General features: G+C 60.3%; 13 protein-coding genes and 1 tRNA gene. 8 read left to right on the forward strand and 6 right to left on the reverse strand.

Features of this window, described 5'->3' with window-relative positions; translation table 11 throughout:
- Positions 1 to 320 precede the first annotated feature (320 nt).
- Together ACVWYF_RS22220 and ACVWYF_RS22225 are read right to left on the reverse strand one after the other, a co-directional pair.
- Positions 321 to 623: a transposase gene (locus ACVWYF_RS22220; protein WP_457072352.1), complete on the reverse strand. Its 303-nt coding sequence runs from the start codon at positions 621 to 623 to the stop codon at positions 321 to 323.
- A 370-nt stretch (positions 624 to 993) separates the two neighbouring features.
- Entirely contained in the window at positions 994 to 3435 is a 2442-nt protein-coding gene (locus ACVWYF_RS22225; RefSeq protein ID WP_457072354.1) for a TonB-dependent receptor, read from the reverse strand.
- 262 nt (positions 3436 to 3697) lie between these two features.
- Between ACVWYF_RS22225 and ACVWYF_RS22230 the strand changes: the two genes are divergently transcribed.
- On the forward strand, positions 3698 to 4261 hold the full coding sequence (locus ACVWYF_RS22230) for a fasciclin domain-containing protein (RefSeq protein ID WP_457072356.1): 564 nt from the start codon (positions 3698 to 3700) through the stop codon (positions 4259 to 4261).
- A gap of 84 nt (positions 4262 to 4345) precedes the next feature.
- On the opposite strand, the gene ACVWYF_RS22235 is transcribed toward ACVWYF_RS22230, so the two are convergent.
- Positions 4346 to 5485 (reverse strand): DnaJ domain-containing protein, encoded by a 1140-nt coding sequence (locus ACVWYF_RS22235; protein WP_457072358.1) that lies wholly within the window; start codon positions 5483 to 5485, stop codon positions 4346 to 4348.
- Between the two features lie 144 nt (positions 5486 to 5629).
- Here ACVWYF_RS22235 and ACVWYF_RS22240 point away from each other — a divergent pair, with 144 nt between their 5' ends.
- Genes ACVWYF_RS22240 through ACVWYF_RS22250 form a run of 3 tightly spaced genes read left to right on the forward strand, consistent with a single transcriptional unit; the run spans position 5630 to position 7628 of the window.
- Positions 5630 to 6007, forward strand: coding sequence for a phage holin family protein (locus tag ACVWYF_RS22240; protein WP_457072360.1), 378 nt, complete (start codon positions 5630 to 5632; stop codon positions 6005 to 6007).
- Positions 6008 to 6019: 12 nt separating this feature from the next.
- Positions 6020 to 6871 carry a hypothetical protein gene (locus ACVWYF_RS22245; protein ID WP_457072362.1) on the forward strand — a complete coding sequence of 284 codons (852 nt, stop codon included), beginning with the start codon at positions 6020 to 6022 and terminating at the stop codon, positions 6869 to 6871.
- Positions 6843 to 7628: a geranylgeranylglyceryl/heptaprenylglyceryl phosphate synthase gene (locus ACVWYF_RS22250; protein WP_457072364.1), complete on the forward strand. Its 786-nt coding sequence runs from the start codon at positions 6843 to 6845 to the stop codon at positions 7626 to 7628. Before ACVWYF_RS22245 ends, ACVWYF_RS22250 begins: the two co-directional genes overlap by 29 nt.
- A 73-nt stretch (positions 7629 to 7701) precedes the next feature.
- Here the strand turns inward: ACVWYF_RS22250 and ACVWYF_RS22255 are convergent.
- Positions 7702 to 7774, reverse strand: a tRNA-Thr gene (locus ACVWYF_RS22255).
- Between the two features lie 266 nt (positions 7775 to 8040).
- On the opposite strand from ACVWYF_RS22255, the gene ACVWYF_RS22260 reads away from it, so the two are divergent.
- The 3 genes from ACVWYF_RS22260 to ACVWYF_RS22270 all read left to right on the forward strand — a co-directional run bounded on the left by ACVWYF_RS22260 (position 8041) and on the right by ACVWYF_RS22270 (position 12000).
- On the forward strand, positions 8041 to 8307 hold the full coding sequence (locus ACVWYF_RS22260) for a DUF4834 family protein (RefSeq protein WP_457072366.1): 267 nt from the start codon (positions 8041 to 8043) through the stop codon (positions 8305 to 8307).
- A gap of 159 nt (positions 8308 to 8466) precedes the next feature.
- Entirely contained in the window at positions 8467 to 10995 is a 2529-nt protein-coding gene (locus tag ACVWYF_RS22265) for a YfhO family protein (RefSeq protein ID WP_457072368.1), read from the forward strand.
- An 84-nt stretch (positions 10996 to 11079) separates the two neighbouring features.
- A complete protein-coding gene (locus tag ACVWYF_RS22270) occupies positions 11080 to 12000 on the forward strand; it encodes a 1-aminocyclopropane-1-carboxylate deaminase/D-cysteine desulfhydrase (protein ID WP_457072370.1) in 921 nt (306 codons plus the stop codon).
- Here ACVWYF_RS22270 and ACVWYF_RS22275 read toward each other — a convergent pair.
- Positions 11997 to 13166 (reverse strand): hypothetical protein, encoded by a 1170-nt coding sequence (locus ACVWYF_RS22275; protein ID WP_457072372.1) that lies wholly within the window; start codon positions 13164 to 13166, stop codon positions 11997 to 11999. The two genes, ACVWYF_RS22270 and ACVWYF_RS22275, sit on opposite strands and share 4 nt — an antisense overlap.
- Positions 13167 to 13231: 65 nt before the next feature.
- Here ACVWYF_RS22275 and ACVWYF_RS22280 point away from each other — a divergent pair, with 65 nt between their 5' ends.
- On the forward strand, positions 13232 to 13867 hold the full coding sequence (locus tag ACVWYF_RS22280; RefSeq protein ID WP_457072374.1) for a DUF4230 domain-containing protein: 636 nt from the start codon (positions 13232 to 13234) through the stop codon (positions 13865 to 13867).
- Between the two features lie 134 nt (positions 13868 to 14001).
- On the opposite strand, the gene ACVWYF_RS22285 is transcribed toward ACVWYF_RS22280, so the two are convergent.
- On the reverse strand, positions 14002 to 14508 hold the full coding sequence (locus tag ACVWYF_RS22285) for a regulatory protein RecX (protein ID WP_457072376.1): 507 nt from the start codon (positions 14506 to 14508) through the stop codon (positions 14002 to 14004).
- Between the last annotated feature and the right edge of the window lie 75 nt (positions 14509 to 14583).

Raw genomic sequence — 14583 nt, forward strand, 5'->3', positions numbered from 1 at the left:
GATGCTTTCACCAGCACCCGCGGGAGGATTTTTGCTGTACCCCACCGGCCGGTGACCGTACGGATGTACTTTTGTCCCCTTATTCCCTTTTTATACTAGGGGCTTAAGAAGCAAACTCCGTCAGAGAGGTTGTTGACGAATTAATTTAAGGAGCCATTTATAGCGGTTCTCGTAGCGATGATTGAAGCGAAATCCAGACTCTTTCAGGTGCAGCAATAAAATGTGTTTGGGCACGCCCTTGAACTGTTGAAGGTGGGCTTTGGCGAAGCTCCATCAGGATTCGAGACCATTGATGTGCGAGGCCCCCTAATGAACTCATCCTAGCCGTGGCGGATGCGAAAGCAGTGGTCGAAGCCCACATCCACCAGCCCGTCGTAGCCGCGCCAGCCGTCGGTGTTGACCATGGCCGAGACGTCAATTTTGCCGCGAATAATGGCTTGCAGCGTCTTTTTCGAGCAATCTGGGACGATTTCGGTATAGATCTGCAGACCTGCCCGCCCCGCTTGAACAGGCCAAAGACAATGGTTTTGCCGCTCGCGCCCCGTCACCTTTTGCCGCGCACCCGCCGTAGGCCGAAGTAGCTTTCGTCGCTGTTCGACGGCCCCGGCCAGTTCGGCCGGCACGGGATTCCAAGCCGGGAATCAGTAGCGCAGCCGCAGGTAAAGAGCGTTGGCGGCGCGAGTGCTCAGGCTCGTCATTCGGGCCGCGTCCGAGGCCGTCAAATCTAGGGCAAAGAGCCGAAGCAAGTAGCGAAATTTGACCTCCAAAATTTTGCTGCACTTATACTAATGGTTAGTAAGATGCATAACAAGAAGTTACGCCCTGATTGCTAAGCCCCATGTTTAATATTTAGATGGAAAACGGCGTGGGGTAAAATTTATGTATCACAAATTCCCGGTGAGGAGCCTAACTAGCTGGGAACCTCACCGGGGAGTTGGTTTTTAATTAGAGGGAAATGGCGGCGTAACCGCTGTATCGCAGTTAATTCAACGGCTAAAACTCGATGATGAAGCCGATAGTGGGCACTACGAGGGCGTCGCTGTCTGGGAGTAGGATAGGAACGGCGTTGCTACCGTCGGGGCGGAGGGGCTGGCCGTCGGTGGTGGTATAGCCGGAGTTATCGGGGAGGCGCTCGAAGGTGTAGGTGGGAACCGAAACGGGCTTGGCTAGGAGGGCATTCTGCACATCGATGTAGAAGTCGAAGCTGAAGCGGCGGAGGCTGATTTTTTTGTCGAGGCGCAGGTCAAGCTGCTGGAAGGGGCGGAGGCGTTGAGTGTTGAGCTGGCGGTAGTCGAGGATGCCTTGGCCGATGGCTTGGTAGCTGGCGCGGCTGGCGGCTTCGTCGTATGGCGTGTAGGGACCGCCACCGCCCACGCGGTATTTGGTGCCCAATTCCCAGCCCCGACCCAACTTATAGCCCAGTAGCGCGGAGCCCAAAAAGCGGGTGTCCCAAGCAGTGGGCTTGTATATTTCATCGCGGCCCGAGAATTCTGAGCGGAAGGCCGTGAATGACACAATAGCGAAAAGCTTGCCGCTGAGTTTTTGCTGGAAAAAGGCTTCGGCCCCGTAGGCGCGGCCCTGACCAGTGCTGGTGACGGCTTCGTTGCCGATGGCATTGAAATCGCCGCCGAGGTTAGCAAGGCTGATGCCGTCGCTCACAGATACTGGGTAGTAGGCGTACTTTTTGTAGAAGCCTTCTAGGGTGAGGCGGGTGGCGGCACCGGGCAGCCATTCCAGCCCGGCGACTGCATGGTCGGAGCGGATGTAACGGCTGCCTTCGTTCAGCAAGAGGCCAGCCGGGTCGCGGTAGCCCAAAATGGTGCTGGGTGGAATTTTATAGTAGCGGCCGAGGCTGGCGTTTAGGTTTAAGGTGGGGAGTAGGGCGTAGCTCAATGATACCCGGGGGGAAAGGGTGCGGTCGAGACGATAGCCTTGCAGTAACGCACTGGTGCCATCGGTTCGCACGCCGGCTGATACGGTGAGGCGGCCGTCGGGGCCGTAGGCACGGGTGGCTTGGGCAAAGGCACCATAGCGTACAAAGTCGAGGCTGGTTTGGAAGCGTACCGTTACGGCCGGGCTGACAATTGCCCCGCTGGCATCGCGCACTTCGGCCCGAATACGGTTGCTCAGGTTGTTATCGTAGTGTACCAATTGCCCTACCACTCCGTAGCTGTACTGCCAGCGGCCGATGCGCTTATTCACGTCGGCCCGCAGCTTGTTTTCGGTTTCATTGGTGCGGGCGAAAAGCTTGCGGTAGGCTTCCTGCCCGGCGTAGCCGTACTGGAACTGGTCGGCGGCGGCGTACTGTTGGGTGCGGCTTAAGGAGAGGTTCAGGTAGCCGTTGTCGACGAGATGACGCAGGTTCAGGCCTGCGGTGTAGTTCCACTGGTTAATGGTGGGGTTGTTGCGCAGGATAAACTCCTTACTCGGCGAGCTTTTTTTGGGCGGCACGATTTCGAAGTGGTCAATAGCCCCCAAGCCAAGCGTGGTGAGCGTGGTTTTGGGCGACAACTTCGTGGTAGTCTTGAACTGGAAGTCATAGAAGTCGGGGCGGATGGGCAAGTCAATCAGCTTGAAGAGAACTTGCAGATAGCTGCGGCGGGCCGAAGCCAGAAACGTCGTGTTTTTGGTTAGCGGCCCTTCCAGCGTGGCGGCGACCTCGGTGCCGGAAGTGCGCAGGTTGCCCTGCAGGCGCTCTGAGTTGCCGTCACGCTGGCGGAATTGGAGGACTGAGCTCAGGGCATTGTCGTAGCGCGCCTGGAAGGCGGAACTGCTCAGCGTCACGTCTTCAATGAAGCTGACGTTGAGGATGCCCGCCGGGCCGCCCGCGCTGCCCTGGGTGGCAAAATGGTTGATAACGGGCACCTCGATGCCGTCGAGGTAGTACACGTTTTCGTTGGGGGCACCGCCCCGGATGATGATGTCGTTGCGGAAGCCGGCCGTGCCGCCGCTGCCGCCGCCGCCCACACCGGGCAGGCTCTGCACCACCCGCGAAATATCGAAGTTGCCGCCCGGGTTGCTTTTGATTTCCTCGGTGGTGAGGCGCTGCACGCTGAGCGGCGTTTCGGCGGTGGCTACGCGGATGGCGCGGCTGGCCGTCACGGTGACCTCGCCCAAGGCCTGTGGGGACTTGTTGACTTCCAGGTTGAGGGTGTTCACATTGCCGCTGCTCACGGCCACATCGGCGCGGAGCAGGGCATCGTAGCCCACGAAGGCGGCGCGCAGGTTGTAGGCTCCGGCCGGCACGCCGGGGAGGCGGTAGTGGCCTTCGGCATCGGTGGCGGTGCCGAAACTAGTGCCGTCGAGGGTGATGCTGACGCCGGGGAGGGCTTCCTGGGTGGCGCGGTCTCGCACGGTGCCGGCCACGGTGCCGGGGTTCTGGGCGCGGGTGGTGAAGGCAAGGAGCAGAAAGAGCAGCAGGGTAGTTATTCGCATACAGCAGCAAGAATCGGGAAAAGAAAATGTTTAGCCACGGCTTTTCCCCTCCGCTAATATTCTCTTGAACAGAACATTGTAGCGCTTGCGCCGGTTGAATCGCTGCAAACTGTTTTTCGGCAAAAAAGTGCTTCATAAGCGGGCATCAGATGAGAACGACAGGTGATTGCAGAAAAAAATATTACCCGTTATGCAATCCGCTCATGCAAGGCGGGGCGTAGGTGGGCTACAATTCAAAACAATCAAGCATTTCTCCATACCGATGAAAAAGACTCTGTTTTCCCTCGCATTTGTTGCCCTGTTCAGCGTTGCCGCTACCACTACCGTTTCGGCCCAAAAAGTTAAAACTGTGATGGTAGGCGGTGCCGCCATGTACCCCACGAAAAACATCGTAGAAAACGCGGTTAACTCGAAAGACCACACCACACTGGTAGCCGCCGTGAAAGCGGCCGGTCTGGTTGAGACGCTGAGCAGCGCCGGTCCCTTCACCGTATTCGCTCCTACCAACGAAGCTTTCAACAAGCTGCCCGCCGGCACGGTGGAAACGCTGGTGAAGCCCGAGAACAAGGCTACCCTCACCAAAATCCTGACCTACCACGTAGTTGCTGGCCGCATGACTTCGGCTGACATCGCAAAAGCCATTAAGGCCGGCGGTGGCAAGGCTACTTTCAAAACCGTGAGCGGCGGTACCCTGACGGCCATGATGAAGGGCAAAACTCTGGAGCTGAAAGACGAGAAGGGCGGTATTTCGACGGTAACCATCGCCGACGTACTGCAGAGCAACGGCGTAATTCACGTAGTGAACACCGTGCTGATGCCTAACTAAGGCTTCCTGAGCTTCTGAATACAAGTTCGGCAACCGCCGTTGGCCCCAGGCCGGCGGCGGTTGTTTGCATTATAAGGCCAAGGGTTAATGGCAGGTGGACTGGGCCGTGCGGGCGTATTCGTAGCCCAGGTTCAGGGCGCGACGGTAGAACTCGCAGGCTGCAGTAGAGTCGCCGGTGTGGGCGGCCAGCTTGCCGAGCAAAAAGTGGGTGCGGCCATCGGTGGGGTTGGCCTGGAGCACGCGGAAGTAATCGGCGCGGGCCTCCGGGTAGCGGGTGAGGGCGGTGAAGGCCACTCCGCGCAGCTGCAGGTAGTGCCAGGGGGTTTTGCGGCCGGCGCGCTGGTATTGGGCCAGGCCGGTGGTGAAATCGGCTACGGCAAGGACAGGCTGATGCAGGTCGAGCAGGCGGGTTTCGCCCCGGGCCAGGTAGGCGATGCTACGCGTACTGTCTAATGCCAGGGAGTGGGTGTAGTTGAAGTTGGCGGTACTGGCGCGGCCGAGGGCGGACTCGCATCGGCCTAATTGGTAGAGAAGGTCGGCGGTGAGGCGGCGGGATTGGGGCTGCTGGAGTGCGGCCTGAAAATCGGCGCGGGCGGCACGGGCATCGTGGAGATTGAACCGTGCCAACTCGCCGCGCCGGCGCAGGGCGGGCGCATAGTCGGGGCGGAAATGCAGGGCTTCATCCATGAAGCTGTACGCTGCCGGCCAGTCGCCACGCACGTAGGCCCGCAGGCCATCGGCGTAGTTGCTATTGGCTGAGACGCGGTCCATAGTCACTTTCACGGCCATTGCAAACAGCACAATACCCGCAATGAAAAGCAGGGTGAACAGCCAGTCGCGCCGGTTGAAGGCGGGCCGTTGGTGCGGAATGCGCTGGTAGTGCCGCTCGCGGCTACCGGCGGGTGGGCGTGTGCGCAACGGGGCGGGTGGCGGCATGGGCACGCCATAAACGTGCTGTGAGACGGGCCGCTGCTGCTGCTGGCGCTGGGCCTCGGCGGCACGGCGGGCGGCCTGGGTCAGCTGGAAGTCGTAGGTGGCCCGCCGGCCGGGGTCGCCGAGTACGCCGTAGGCCACGGCCACGGCTTTAAACTGCTCCTCGTAGCGGATGTCGCCGCCGTGCTTATCGGGGTGGTAGCGCACCACCAGCTGCCGGTAGGCCCGCTTGATATCGGCGGCCGGGGCGGTGGGGGCAACTCCAAGAACTTGGTAATGATTCTGACTCACGCTAGCGGCAAACACAAAGGTGGGTGCAAAAGTCAGCCACGCGCCGAAATTTTCCGTAGAACCGGCGCGGTCCACTGCTTTTTTCTGCGAAATCAAAGAAACTGCCGGGCTTTTTTTTCTTGTGTCACTCCATTTTCGCGCCGCATGTTCAACGACGACGATACCTCCAAAAACCCTCGCAACGACAGCCTGATTGGCAACCTGACCGGCTACCTCGATACCCGCATTGACTTGGTTCGGCTAGAAATTCAGCAAAGAGTATCCACCATTTTCGTGGGCACCATTCACGGCGCTACCCTGGCTATTCTGGGTCTGCTGTTCGTGATTTTCGTGAGCATCTTTGCCGGTCTGGCGCTCAATGCCGCACTGGATAGCCCTTATTGGGGCTTCGGCATCGTGGCCGGCTTCTACTTGGTGCTAATGGTGCTGGTGCTGGTGGGCGTGGATAAAACCGCTTTCCAGGGCCTGGCTAACAAGGTGCTCAAGGATACCATTTACAAATCTGACAAACGCCAAGCTTAAGCCAACCCTAGCATGAGTGAGTTGCAAAACCCCCTGTTCGACGAGGAAAAGGAATTTCTCGAACGTAAAAAACTGGAATACGAGCGTGCCCTGCGCGGCGATGTGGACCACATCAAGGACCAATCGGTAGTGGTAGGCAAGGTGGCGCTGGTAGGCGCTGGCCTGGCCGGTGGCGTGTGGCTTATCACGAAGCTGATTGGCGGCAAGAAGCGCAAGCGCACGCAGAAGAAGCACACAGCCGAGCGCGGCGAGGCCGACCACGACTACGAGTTTGGGGCCGACTATTATTCCAATAGCAAAGGCAAAAAGGACAAGAAAGGCAAAAAAGGCGACGACCTGGCGCATAAATCGGCCGAAGAGTCGGCCCGCGCCTTTGTGGAGCACCACGAGCAGGCCCACGAAGCCGACGACCTGGGCTTTGGCTCCACGGGGTCGCATTCGGAAGCATATGCTTCGGAAAATGCTTCCACGGCTTCCTTTGCCGGCGCAGCTTTTGCCGACGAGCAGTTCGAGGAAGACCCCTTCCAGGATTTGCCCTACGACGACAGCCGCCGCCTGCCCGCTTCGCACGCTTTCGATGAGCCCGCCCCGGCTGCCCGCCCTGCCAATTCCCGCTCGCGCATGGTGGGCTCAGTGCTACAGTCTTTCCTGCAATCTGATACCGGCAAGGTCCTGGTAGCGCAGGCCGCCGCCGTAGCCCTGGCCATGGTAACGAAAAAAGTAGGTGAGTTTTTCCCGGCGGCCAAAAATGCCGACCTTGCGACTTCTCCCGGCTACGGCACGGCCGAAACCGGGGCTTCTCCCGTCGCCTCGTCTGCTCCTTCTGACTCCTCGGATGCGTCCAACCCCCCTAAGTCTTTATGATGCGCTGCGCGCCCGGCAGCAGCACGGCCGCAAAGCGCTGGCCGTATTGCTCGACCCGGACAACCTAGATGAAACCAGCCTGTTGCACCTGCTCAGCCTGAGCGAAGTGCATCCGGTCGACTACTTTTTTGTGGGGGGCAGCTTGGTGCTTAGTTCGCATCAGGCTGCCCTAATCACCTTAATCAAGGCCCATTCCGATGTGCCGGTGCTGCTGTTTCCCAGCCACAGCATGCACCTCGATGGACCGGCCGATGGCCTGCTTCTCCTGTCGCTCATTTCGGGCCGCAACCCTGATTTCCTGATTGGCCAGCATGTAGTAGCTGCACCGCGCCTCAAGGCTAGCGGCTTGCAGCTGCTGTCGACGGGCTACATGCTGGTTGATTCGGGCCGGCCCACTACTGCTTCCTACATGAGCGGCACTACGCCCATGCCGCACAATAAACCGGGCATTGCTGCCTGCACGGCCCTGGCCGGTGAGCAGCTGGGGCTGAAGCTGATGTACCTTGACGGGGGCAGCGGAGCGCAAAATCCGGTATCCGGCGCGATGATTGGGGCCGTGCGCGAAGCCGTGAGCGCGCCCCTAATCGTGGGCGGCGGACTGAATTCGGGTGAAAAAGTTTATGCGGCCCTGGCCGCCGGAGCCGATGTGGTGGTAGTGGGCAATCACATTGAAGCCAAGCCGGAGTTTCTGGCCGAAGCAGTAGGCGTAGTAGCCTCGTTCAATCAGGTAGCGGCTGCGCGGCGGGTTTTTCAGTAGCCGTGCGGCTGGCAACTCAGTTCAACAAAAAAGGCCCTGAAGCCACGGTGTGGTTTCAGGGCCTTTTTTTGGGAGCCGATTATTGGACTCGAACCAACGACCTGCTCATTACGAATGAGCTGCTCTACCAGCTGAGCTAAATCGGCTTGTGCCCGACCAACGGTTTTGGAAGGAGCTGCAAAGATAGGCAATAGGCGGGAAGCTGCGCAACCGCCCGGGGAGAAAAATTTACCGTTCGGGCGGGGTACTTGAATTGGAATAAAGCTGGGGGTCCGGCACCTGCCGCCGCCCTAGCCCGTAGCAGGCGCGGAACCGATAGGCGGGGGTAGGCCGTTTGCGTAAAGCAAAAGCGCCGTTCGCACGTCAGCAGGCGCTGACCGTACTTTGCGGCGGTGTTTACGTTTCTGACTACATGAAATTCTGGCTCATCTTCATTCTGATTTTTTTCGCGGTTCGCTACCTGCTGCCCATTGTGCTGCGGCTGGCGCTGAGCGGCTTTGTGCGCAAGCAGATGCGCAACGGCGGCTTTGTGGTGCCGCCCCAGGCGCAGCCCGAGAGTAGCCCCACCTCGCGGCCCGGCGAAGTGCGGGTGGACTACGTGCCGCCAACGGCAAACCACAGCAGCCAGCCCCACGATTTTAAGGGCGGGGATTATGTTGATTTTGAGGAAGTAAAATAGCGGCATAGAATACCGCTGTGTAAACAAGAGGTTGCGCCAAGTCGCCGTTCGGGCAGCCTGGCGCAACCTCTTTTTACTTCGCAAAACCTGGCGGTGGAAGCGATAGCGCGGTTCTACTGTACCTTCGGGCACGTTTTCATTTTCCCCAAAATTGCCCTGATGGCTGCTGTTGTTTCTGCTCCTTCTGTTTCGTCTGCGCCGTGGTGGCAGCGGGCTTTGCCGCACGTACTGGCGGTGCTGTTTTTCGTGCTGCTGGCCTGCGTGTACTTCGCGCCCATCATGTTCGATGGCAAAACCCTGGCCCAGCACGATATTACCCAGTTTCAGGGCGGCGCGCACGAGGCGCAGGAATACGCCAAGGCCGTTGGCAAGGAAGCACTGTGGACAAATTCCATGTTCTCGGGCATGCCGACCTACCTCATCAGCCTGCACTTTCCGGGCGACTGGTCGGGGTATTTGCAGAAGGCCATGACGCTGGGCCTGCCCGCCGTGGTGGCCAACCTGTTTCTGGCGCTGCTCTGCGGCTATATTCTGCTGGTGGCGCTGGGCGTGCGGCCACTCGTCGCGGTGGCGGGCGCGGTAGCACTGGGCTTTTCGAGCTACAACCTGGCCATTCTGGCCGCCGGCCACAACACAAAGAGCCTGGCCTTGGCCTACGCGCCGCTGGTGCTGGGTGGCCTGCTGGTCACGTACCGCCGCGATAAGTGGCTGGGAGCCGCCCTGTTCGCCGTGGGCCTCACGCTAAATGTGCATGTCAACCACCTGCAGATTACCTACTACCTGCTGCTCCTGGTGGCCATTTTCGGCATTATTGAGCTAGTTTCGGCCGTGCGGGCGGGCCGCCTGCCGGAGTTTGCCAAGCGCACGGCGCTGCTGGCGCTGGGCGCGGCCCTGGCCGTAGGCGTGAGCTTCGGTCGCCTCTACACGACCGCTGAGTATAGCAAGTACAGCAACCGCGGCCCGAGTGAGTTGAAATCGACAGCCCCCGGCCAGACGGCGGCGGCCAAATCGGAAAACGAAGGCTCGGGTGTGGACCGCGACTATGCTTTCCAGTACAGCTATGGCGTGGGCGAAACCATTACGCTGCTGATTCCTAACTTCTACGGCGGGGCCAGCTCCATGCCGCTCAGCACCGATTCTAACCTAGCCAAAGCCGGTCTGCCCCAGGAATACTTGGGTTCGATGCCGACCTACTGGGGACAGCAGACGTACACGGCCGGGCCGGTGTACATGGGTGCGGTGGTGTGCTTTCTGTTCATTCTGGGCTTGTTTGTGGTGGAGAAGCGCACGCGCTACTGGCTGCTGGCGGGCACCATTTTCTCCATTTTACTGGCCTGGGGCAAGAACTTTGAAACGTTTAACTACCTGATTTTCGACCTGCTGCCGGGCTACAACAAGTTCCGCGCCGTGAGCATGGCACTGGTGATTGCGCAACTGGCCATGCCCATTCTGGGCGCGCTAGCATTGAGCCGTATTCTACGGCCGCGCCCGGCCACGGCACCTACGCTGCCGGGCACCAAGGCTCCTATTTCGGCCGAGGCTTCGGCCCTGCTGCCCAAGGTGCTGTATGCTGGCGCTATCGCGGCCGGGCTGTGCGTACTGGCCTATCTGGCCAGCTTCAGCTTCGATTTTTCGGCTCCCGTGGATGGGGAGCTTACCAAGCAGGGCTTCACGCCGCAGCTACTGGGCGCACTGCGTGCCGACCGCGCCGATTTACTCCGCAACGACGTGTGGCGCGGGCTGTTGTTCATTGGGGCGGCGCTGGGCGTGCTGTATTTCCACTTGAAAGGGCAGCTGAAAGTGATGCCCGCCGCCGCCATTATGGTGGTGCTGGTGTTGGTGGATTTGTGGGGCGTGGACAAGCGCTACCTCGGCGACAATAAATTCCAGCGCGAAACCATTGCCGAGGAATTCCAGCCCAGCCCGGCCGACCAAATGATTTTGCAGGACAAGGACCTGAGCTACCGCGTGCTTAACGTGCAGAACCCCTTCAACGAAGCCCAGACCTCGTACTTTCACAAGAGCATCGGCGGCTACCACGGGGCCAAGCTGCGCCGCTATCAGGACCTCATCGAACGCCAGATTTCGAACAACAACCAGCAGGTGCTCAACATGCTGAACATGCGATACCTCATCACCGGCGATGCTAAGCAACCAGTGCAGCGCAACCCCGGTGCCCTGGGCAACGCTTGGTTTGTGAGCCAGGTGAAGCCCGTGGCCAGCCCCGACGCCGAAATGGCCGCCCTCAGCACCCTAAGCCCCGCCACCGAAGCCGTGGTGGATGCCAGCAAATTCCCGCAGCAAAAAGCCGCGACCTACGACATTGCCGGCTCCAGTATTGCCCTCACCAACTACAGTCCCGACGAGCTGAAATACCGCTACAATGCCACGCAGGCCGGTCTGGTGGTGTTCTCGGAAATCTATTATGCCGACGGCTGGCAGGCCTTCATCGACGGCAAGCCAGTGCCGCACATCCGCGCTGATTACGTGCTGCGGGCATTGCAAGTCCCGGCTGGCGCGCACACCATCGAGTTTAAGTTTGAGCCTAAATCCTACGCCGTGGGCAATGGTGTGTCGCTGGCAGCCAGCATTGCGCTGCTGCTGGTGCTGGTGGGCACGGGCGTGTACGTAGCCCGCCGCCGCGAGCGCAGCGGCGACGAACTGGCTGACGCGCCGGTGCTCGCGTAGCTTCTACTTTGTAAAGAATCAGAGAAAGGGGACTGAGGAAACGGTTGTTTCCTCAGTCCCCTTTCTCGTTTTACCGCCGTCCCGATGCTGCCTTCTTCCCTTCTTCGGCTAATTGATGAGCCGGTAGCCGCTGCCCACGGCGTGCGCCTGCTACTCTGGCGCGACGACCTCGTGAACCCTGACCTGCCCGGCAACAAGGCCCGTAAACTCAAGTATAATCTGGTGGCGGCGCGGCAGCAGGGCCACCACACGCTGCTCACGTTCGGCGGGGCATATTCTAATCATATTGCGGCCGTGGCGGCGGCCGGCCGGCTGCGTGGTTTCCACACCATTGGCCTGATTCGGGGCGATGAGCCGGCGGCCGGTGCCGCCCCCAATCCCACGCTCACCCAAGCCGCCGCCGATGGCATGGCTCTGCACTACCTCGCCCGCACGGCCTACCGCCGCCGGGCCGAGCCGGAGTTTATAGCCGAACAGCTGGCCAGTTTCGGCCCGGCCTACGTGTTGCCCGAGGGCGGCACCAACGCGCTGGCCCTGCCCGGTTGCGCCGAGCTGGTGGCCGAGATTCGGCAGCAGGTTGATTTCGATGCGCTGGCCGTGGCGGTGGGTACCGGTGGCACATTGGCCGGCTTGCTCACCGGGTTGGCTGGTCAGCAACACGCCGTGGGCGTAGCCGCGCTGAAAAACGGCAGTTTCCTACGCGCTGATATTGATGCGCTAACGCAGACGGCCGATGGCCTGTCCTTCGATAATTATTCGCTCCAAACTGATTATCACTTCGGCGGCTACGCCAAATATTCAGTTGATTTGCTGAATTTTATTCAGCAGTTTCAGGCGCGGCAGGGGGTGCTGCTGGACCCGATTTATACCGGTAAGCTGCTGTTTGGCGTGCTCGATTTGATTGGAAAAGGCTATTTCCAGCGGGGCAGCACGGTGGTAGCCATTCACACCGGCGGGCAGCAGGCTTGGGCCGGGTGGCAGGAGCGGTTTGGCAGTAAGCGCTAAACCGCCGCCAGCTTCCCGCCAGCGCGCCAATTGGATATTTCCAGCGAGGCCAGCACGAACACCACCAGCAGCACCGGGGCCAGAAACCGCACGTCCCAGTCATCGACGGTGAGCATGATGATGGCCGTTTGCAGGAGGAAAATGGCCGCTAGGAACACCCGCGCCGGCCGCCAGATGCCGCGCCGCTGCGCCCCCCGCGCCGCCAGCCAATAAGCCGGCCACAGCACCAGCACCCCAATAATACGGTGTGCCAGCGAGTAGTGCGGCTTGAGGTAGCTGATGAATACGAACAGCTTGCCCACCATCAACCGGGACAGATACAGCGGGTTATGCGCGCCGAAGTACAGCACCCGCGCCACCGGGCCGGTGCCGGACGGCGGCATATTGAGCGGTGCGGCCTGATGCACGGCCCACAGCTGGTAGCGGAAAATCAGCTCGCCGCGCTGGTAAGTATCCATCAAGTAATAGGTAGCGAGCTGGTGGTTGAGGGCGGCCCACAGCAGGGGCGCGAGCAGCACCAGCGCCAGCAGCGCCGCCCGCCACGGCCGGCGGTCGGGCTGGCGGCGCAGGGTATCGAGGCCGGCCAGGGCGGCGGCCAGCGCCACCAGGAAACCATTGGGCCGGGCCAGGGCGGTGAGGATGAGTACGACAATCAGCCACAGCCAGTCGCTACGCCGGCCGCTTTGCAGTTGCGTGAAGGCCCCGAACGACAGCGCCACCAAACTGATAAACAACGACTCGGTGAGCAGGAAAACGTTAAAGGGCTGAATATCGGGCCAGGCAATGAAGAGCAGCGTGGCCAGCGCCGCCGCGCCGCGCCGACCGTAGCTCAGCCGTCGGATACCCTGGTAAACCGCCCGCGTGGCAAAGGCCGAAACGGTCATCTGGCCGGCCACTATGCCCCACCAGCCCAGGCCCAGCCGCAGCCACAGGCTCTGGAACAGCGGGTAGAGTACGTAGCGCAGGTTGTGGCCGGGCTCGAAGTAGCCGCGCTCGGCAATATTGGCGGCGTAGGCCAGATAGCGGCCGCTGTCGTTGGCGAAGCGCGGCCCGTGAAACTTGCGCAGGTACACCAGTTGCACCAGCACCCACAGCCCCGCCAGCAGCGCCGGATGGTGCCGCCACAAACGCCGGGCCAGCAAACGAAAAGAAGTCGGAACGCGCATCAGTTCACAAAGCTAGGCTGCCGCCCGGCCCAACGCCGCGCCGCCCCCTGCGTACGTTACCCTATATGAATTTAGTCCGCCTCGTTCGCCGCCTGTTGCCGCTGTTGTTTCTCGTGGGGCTGGGGTGGTTTCTCTGGAAGAAAATAGGCCCCACGCTCGCCGACCTCAACCCGCTGGATACCGAGCCCAAAGTCACCGTCACGCACAACACCGTGCTCACCCAGGTCGAAGCCCTGGGCAAGCTGGAGCTGGTGCGCTACAAGTTCAAAGACATTGTGGAGTACCGCCGGGCCAGCCGCTACCCGCTGTTGCCTGATGCCAAAGTGGCCCTCGTGGTGGGCGGCGAAGCTGTGGGCTGCCTCGACCTACGCAAAATCCGTCCGCAGGATGTCGTGTTCGAGGGCGACTCCATAGTGCGCGTGGTACTGCCCGCGCCCGAGCTGTGCTCCTTCCAGGTAAACCATGACCAGAGCCGCGTTTTCAGTACCGAAAACGGATTTTTTCAGGATGCTGACCTAGTAGACCAAGGTTATAAGTATGCCGAAAAGCAGGTGCGCAACGCCGCCCTGCAATCCGGCATCCTCGCCGAAACCCAGCGCAATGCTGAGCAGATTCTCGTGCCCATGCTCCGCACCCTTACCGGCCGCCGCGTGATAATCGGCCAGCAACTGGTGATGCCGATGGTGGGGCCGAAGCAGTAAGTAGCGTGGACTCTGCGAGTCCGCGTTTCGCCACGCAGCGGCGAATACGGGACCGCACGACGATACAACGTCAACCCAACGATTTGGTCGCCGCTGCGCGGCGAGACGCGGACTCGCAGAGTCCACGCTACGTGCTACTCGTCATCCTCCGGCACTTTGCCCAATTCATCGAGCGCCATTTTTATCAAGTCCTGCTCATAGCCCTTCCCCGTCAGGTACTGCGATATTTTCATGCGGCGCACGCGTGGATTTTTCTCTTTTTCCTGACGTTCCTTTTTCTCCATCACGTCCACCAGGTTCTGGTAATACTCTTCGCCGTCAATCTCCTTGAGGCCTGATTTGATGCAGTATTCGCTGATGCCTTTCTGCTTCAATTCCTGCACGATGCGGCGGCGGCCCCACTTCTTCTGGCGGTAGTGACCGCGCACGAAAGCCTGGGCAAACCGCTCTTCATCCAGCAGCTTTTCGCGGCTGAGGCGGATGATGATTTCGCCGGCTTCGTCCTCGTCGAGGCCGTAGGATTTTAGCTTTTGCTCGACCTCCTTTTGGGTGCGCTCCTGGTAGGCGCAGAAGGCGGCGATTTTTTGCAGGGCTTCGCCGGGTGTGTACTGTTTGGGGGCTTTATCAGGGTTTTTGAACATGCGGAGGGTCTTTCGAAAGGCAAGTAACACTCAACAACGCGCCCGGCGGTTCGTTACCAGTTCCGGTACGGATTA

It is taken from the genome of Hymenobacter sp. UYAg731, from assembly GCF_054061335.1.

Coding starts and splice junctions, on each gene's coding strand:
- ACVWYF_RS22240 (WP_457072360.1), top strand. CDS start 5,630: ATGTTCAACGACGACGATACCTCCAAAAACCCTCGCAACGACAGCCTG.
- ACVWYF_RS22250 (WP_457072364.1), top strand. CDS start 6,843: ATGCGTCCAACCCCCCTAAGTCTTTATGATGCGCTGCGCGCCCGGCAG.
- ACVWYF_RS22260 (WP_457072366.1), top strand. CDS start 8,041: ATGAAATTCTGGCTCATCTTCATTCTGATTTTTTTCGCGGTTCGCTAC.
- ACVWYF_RS22230 (WP_457072356.1), top strand. CDS start 3,698: ATGAAAAAGACTCTGTTTTCCCTCGCATTTGTTGCCCTGTTCAGCGTT.
- ACVWYF_RS22275 (WP_457072372.1), bottom strand. CDS start 13,166: ATGCGCGTTCCGACTTCTTTTCGTTTGCTGGCCCGGCGTTTGTGGCGG.
- ACVWYF_RS22225 (WP_457072354.1), bottom strand. CDS start 3,435: ATGCGAATAACTACCCTGCTGCTCTTTCTGCTCCTTGCCTTCACCACC.
- ACVWYF_RS22280 (WP_457072374.1), top strand. CDS start 13,232: ATGAATTTAGTCCGCCTCGTTCGCCGCCTGTTGCCGCTGTTGTTTCTC.
- ACVWYF_RS22270 (WP_457072370.1), top strand. CDS start 11,080: ATGCTGCCTTCTTCCCTTCTTCGGCTAATTGATGAGCCGGTAGCCGCT.
- ACVWYF_RS22245 (WP_457072362.1), top strand. CDS start 6,020: ATGAGTGAGTTGCAAAACCCCCTGTTCGACGAGGAAAAGGAATTTCTC.
- ACVWYF_RS22285 (WP_457072376.1), bottom strand. CDS start 14,508: ATGTTCAAAAACCCTGATAAAGCCCCCAAACAGTACACACCCGGCGAA.
- ACVWYF_RS22265 (WP_457072368.1), top strand. CDS start 8,467: ATGGCTGCTGTTGTTTCTGCTCCTTCTGTTTCGTCTGCGCCGTGGTGG.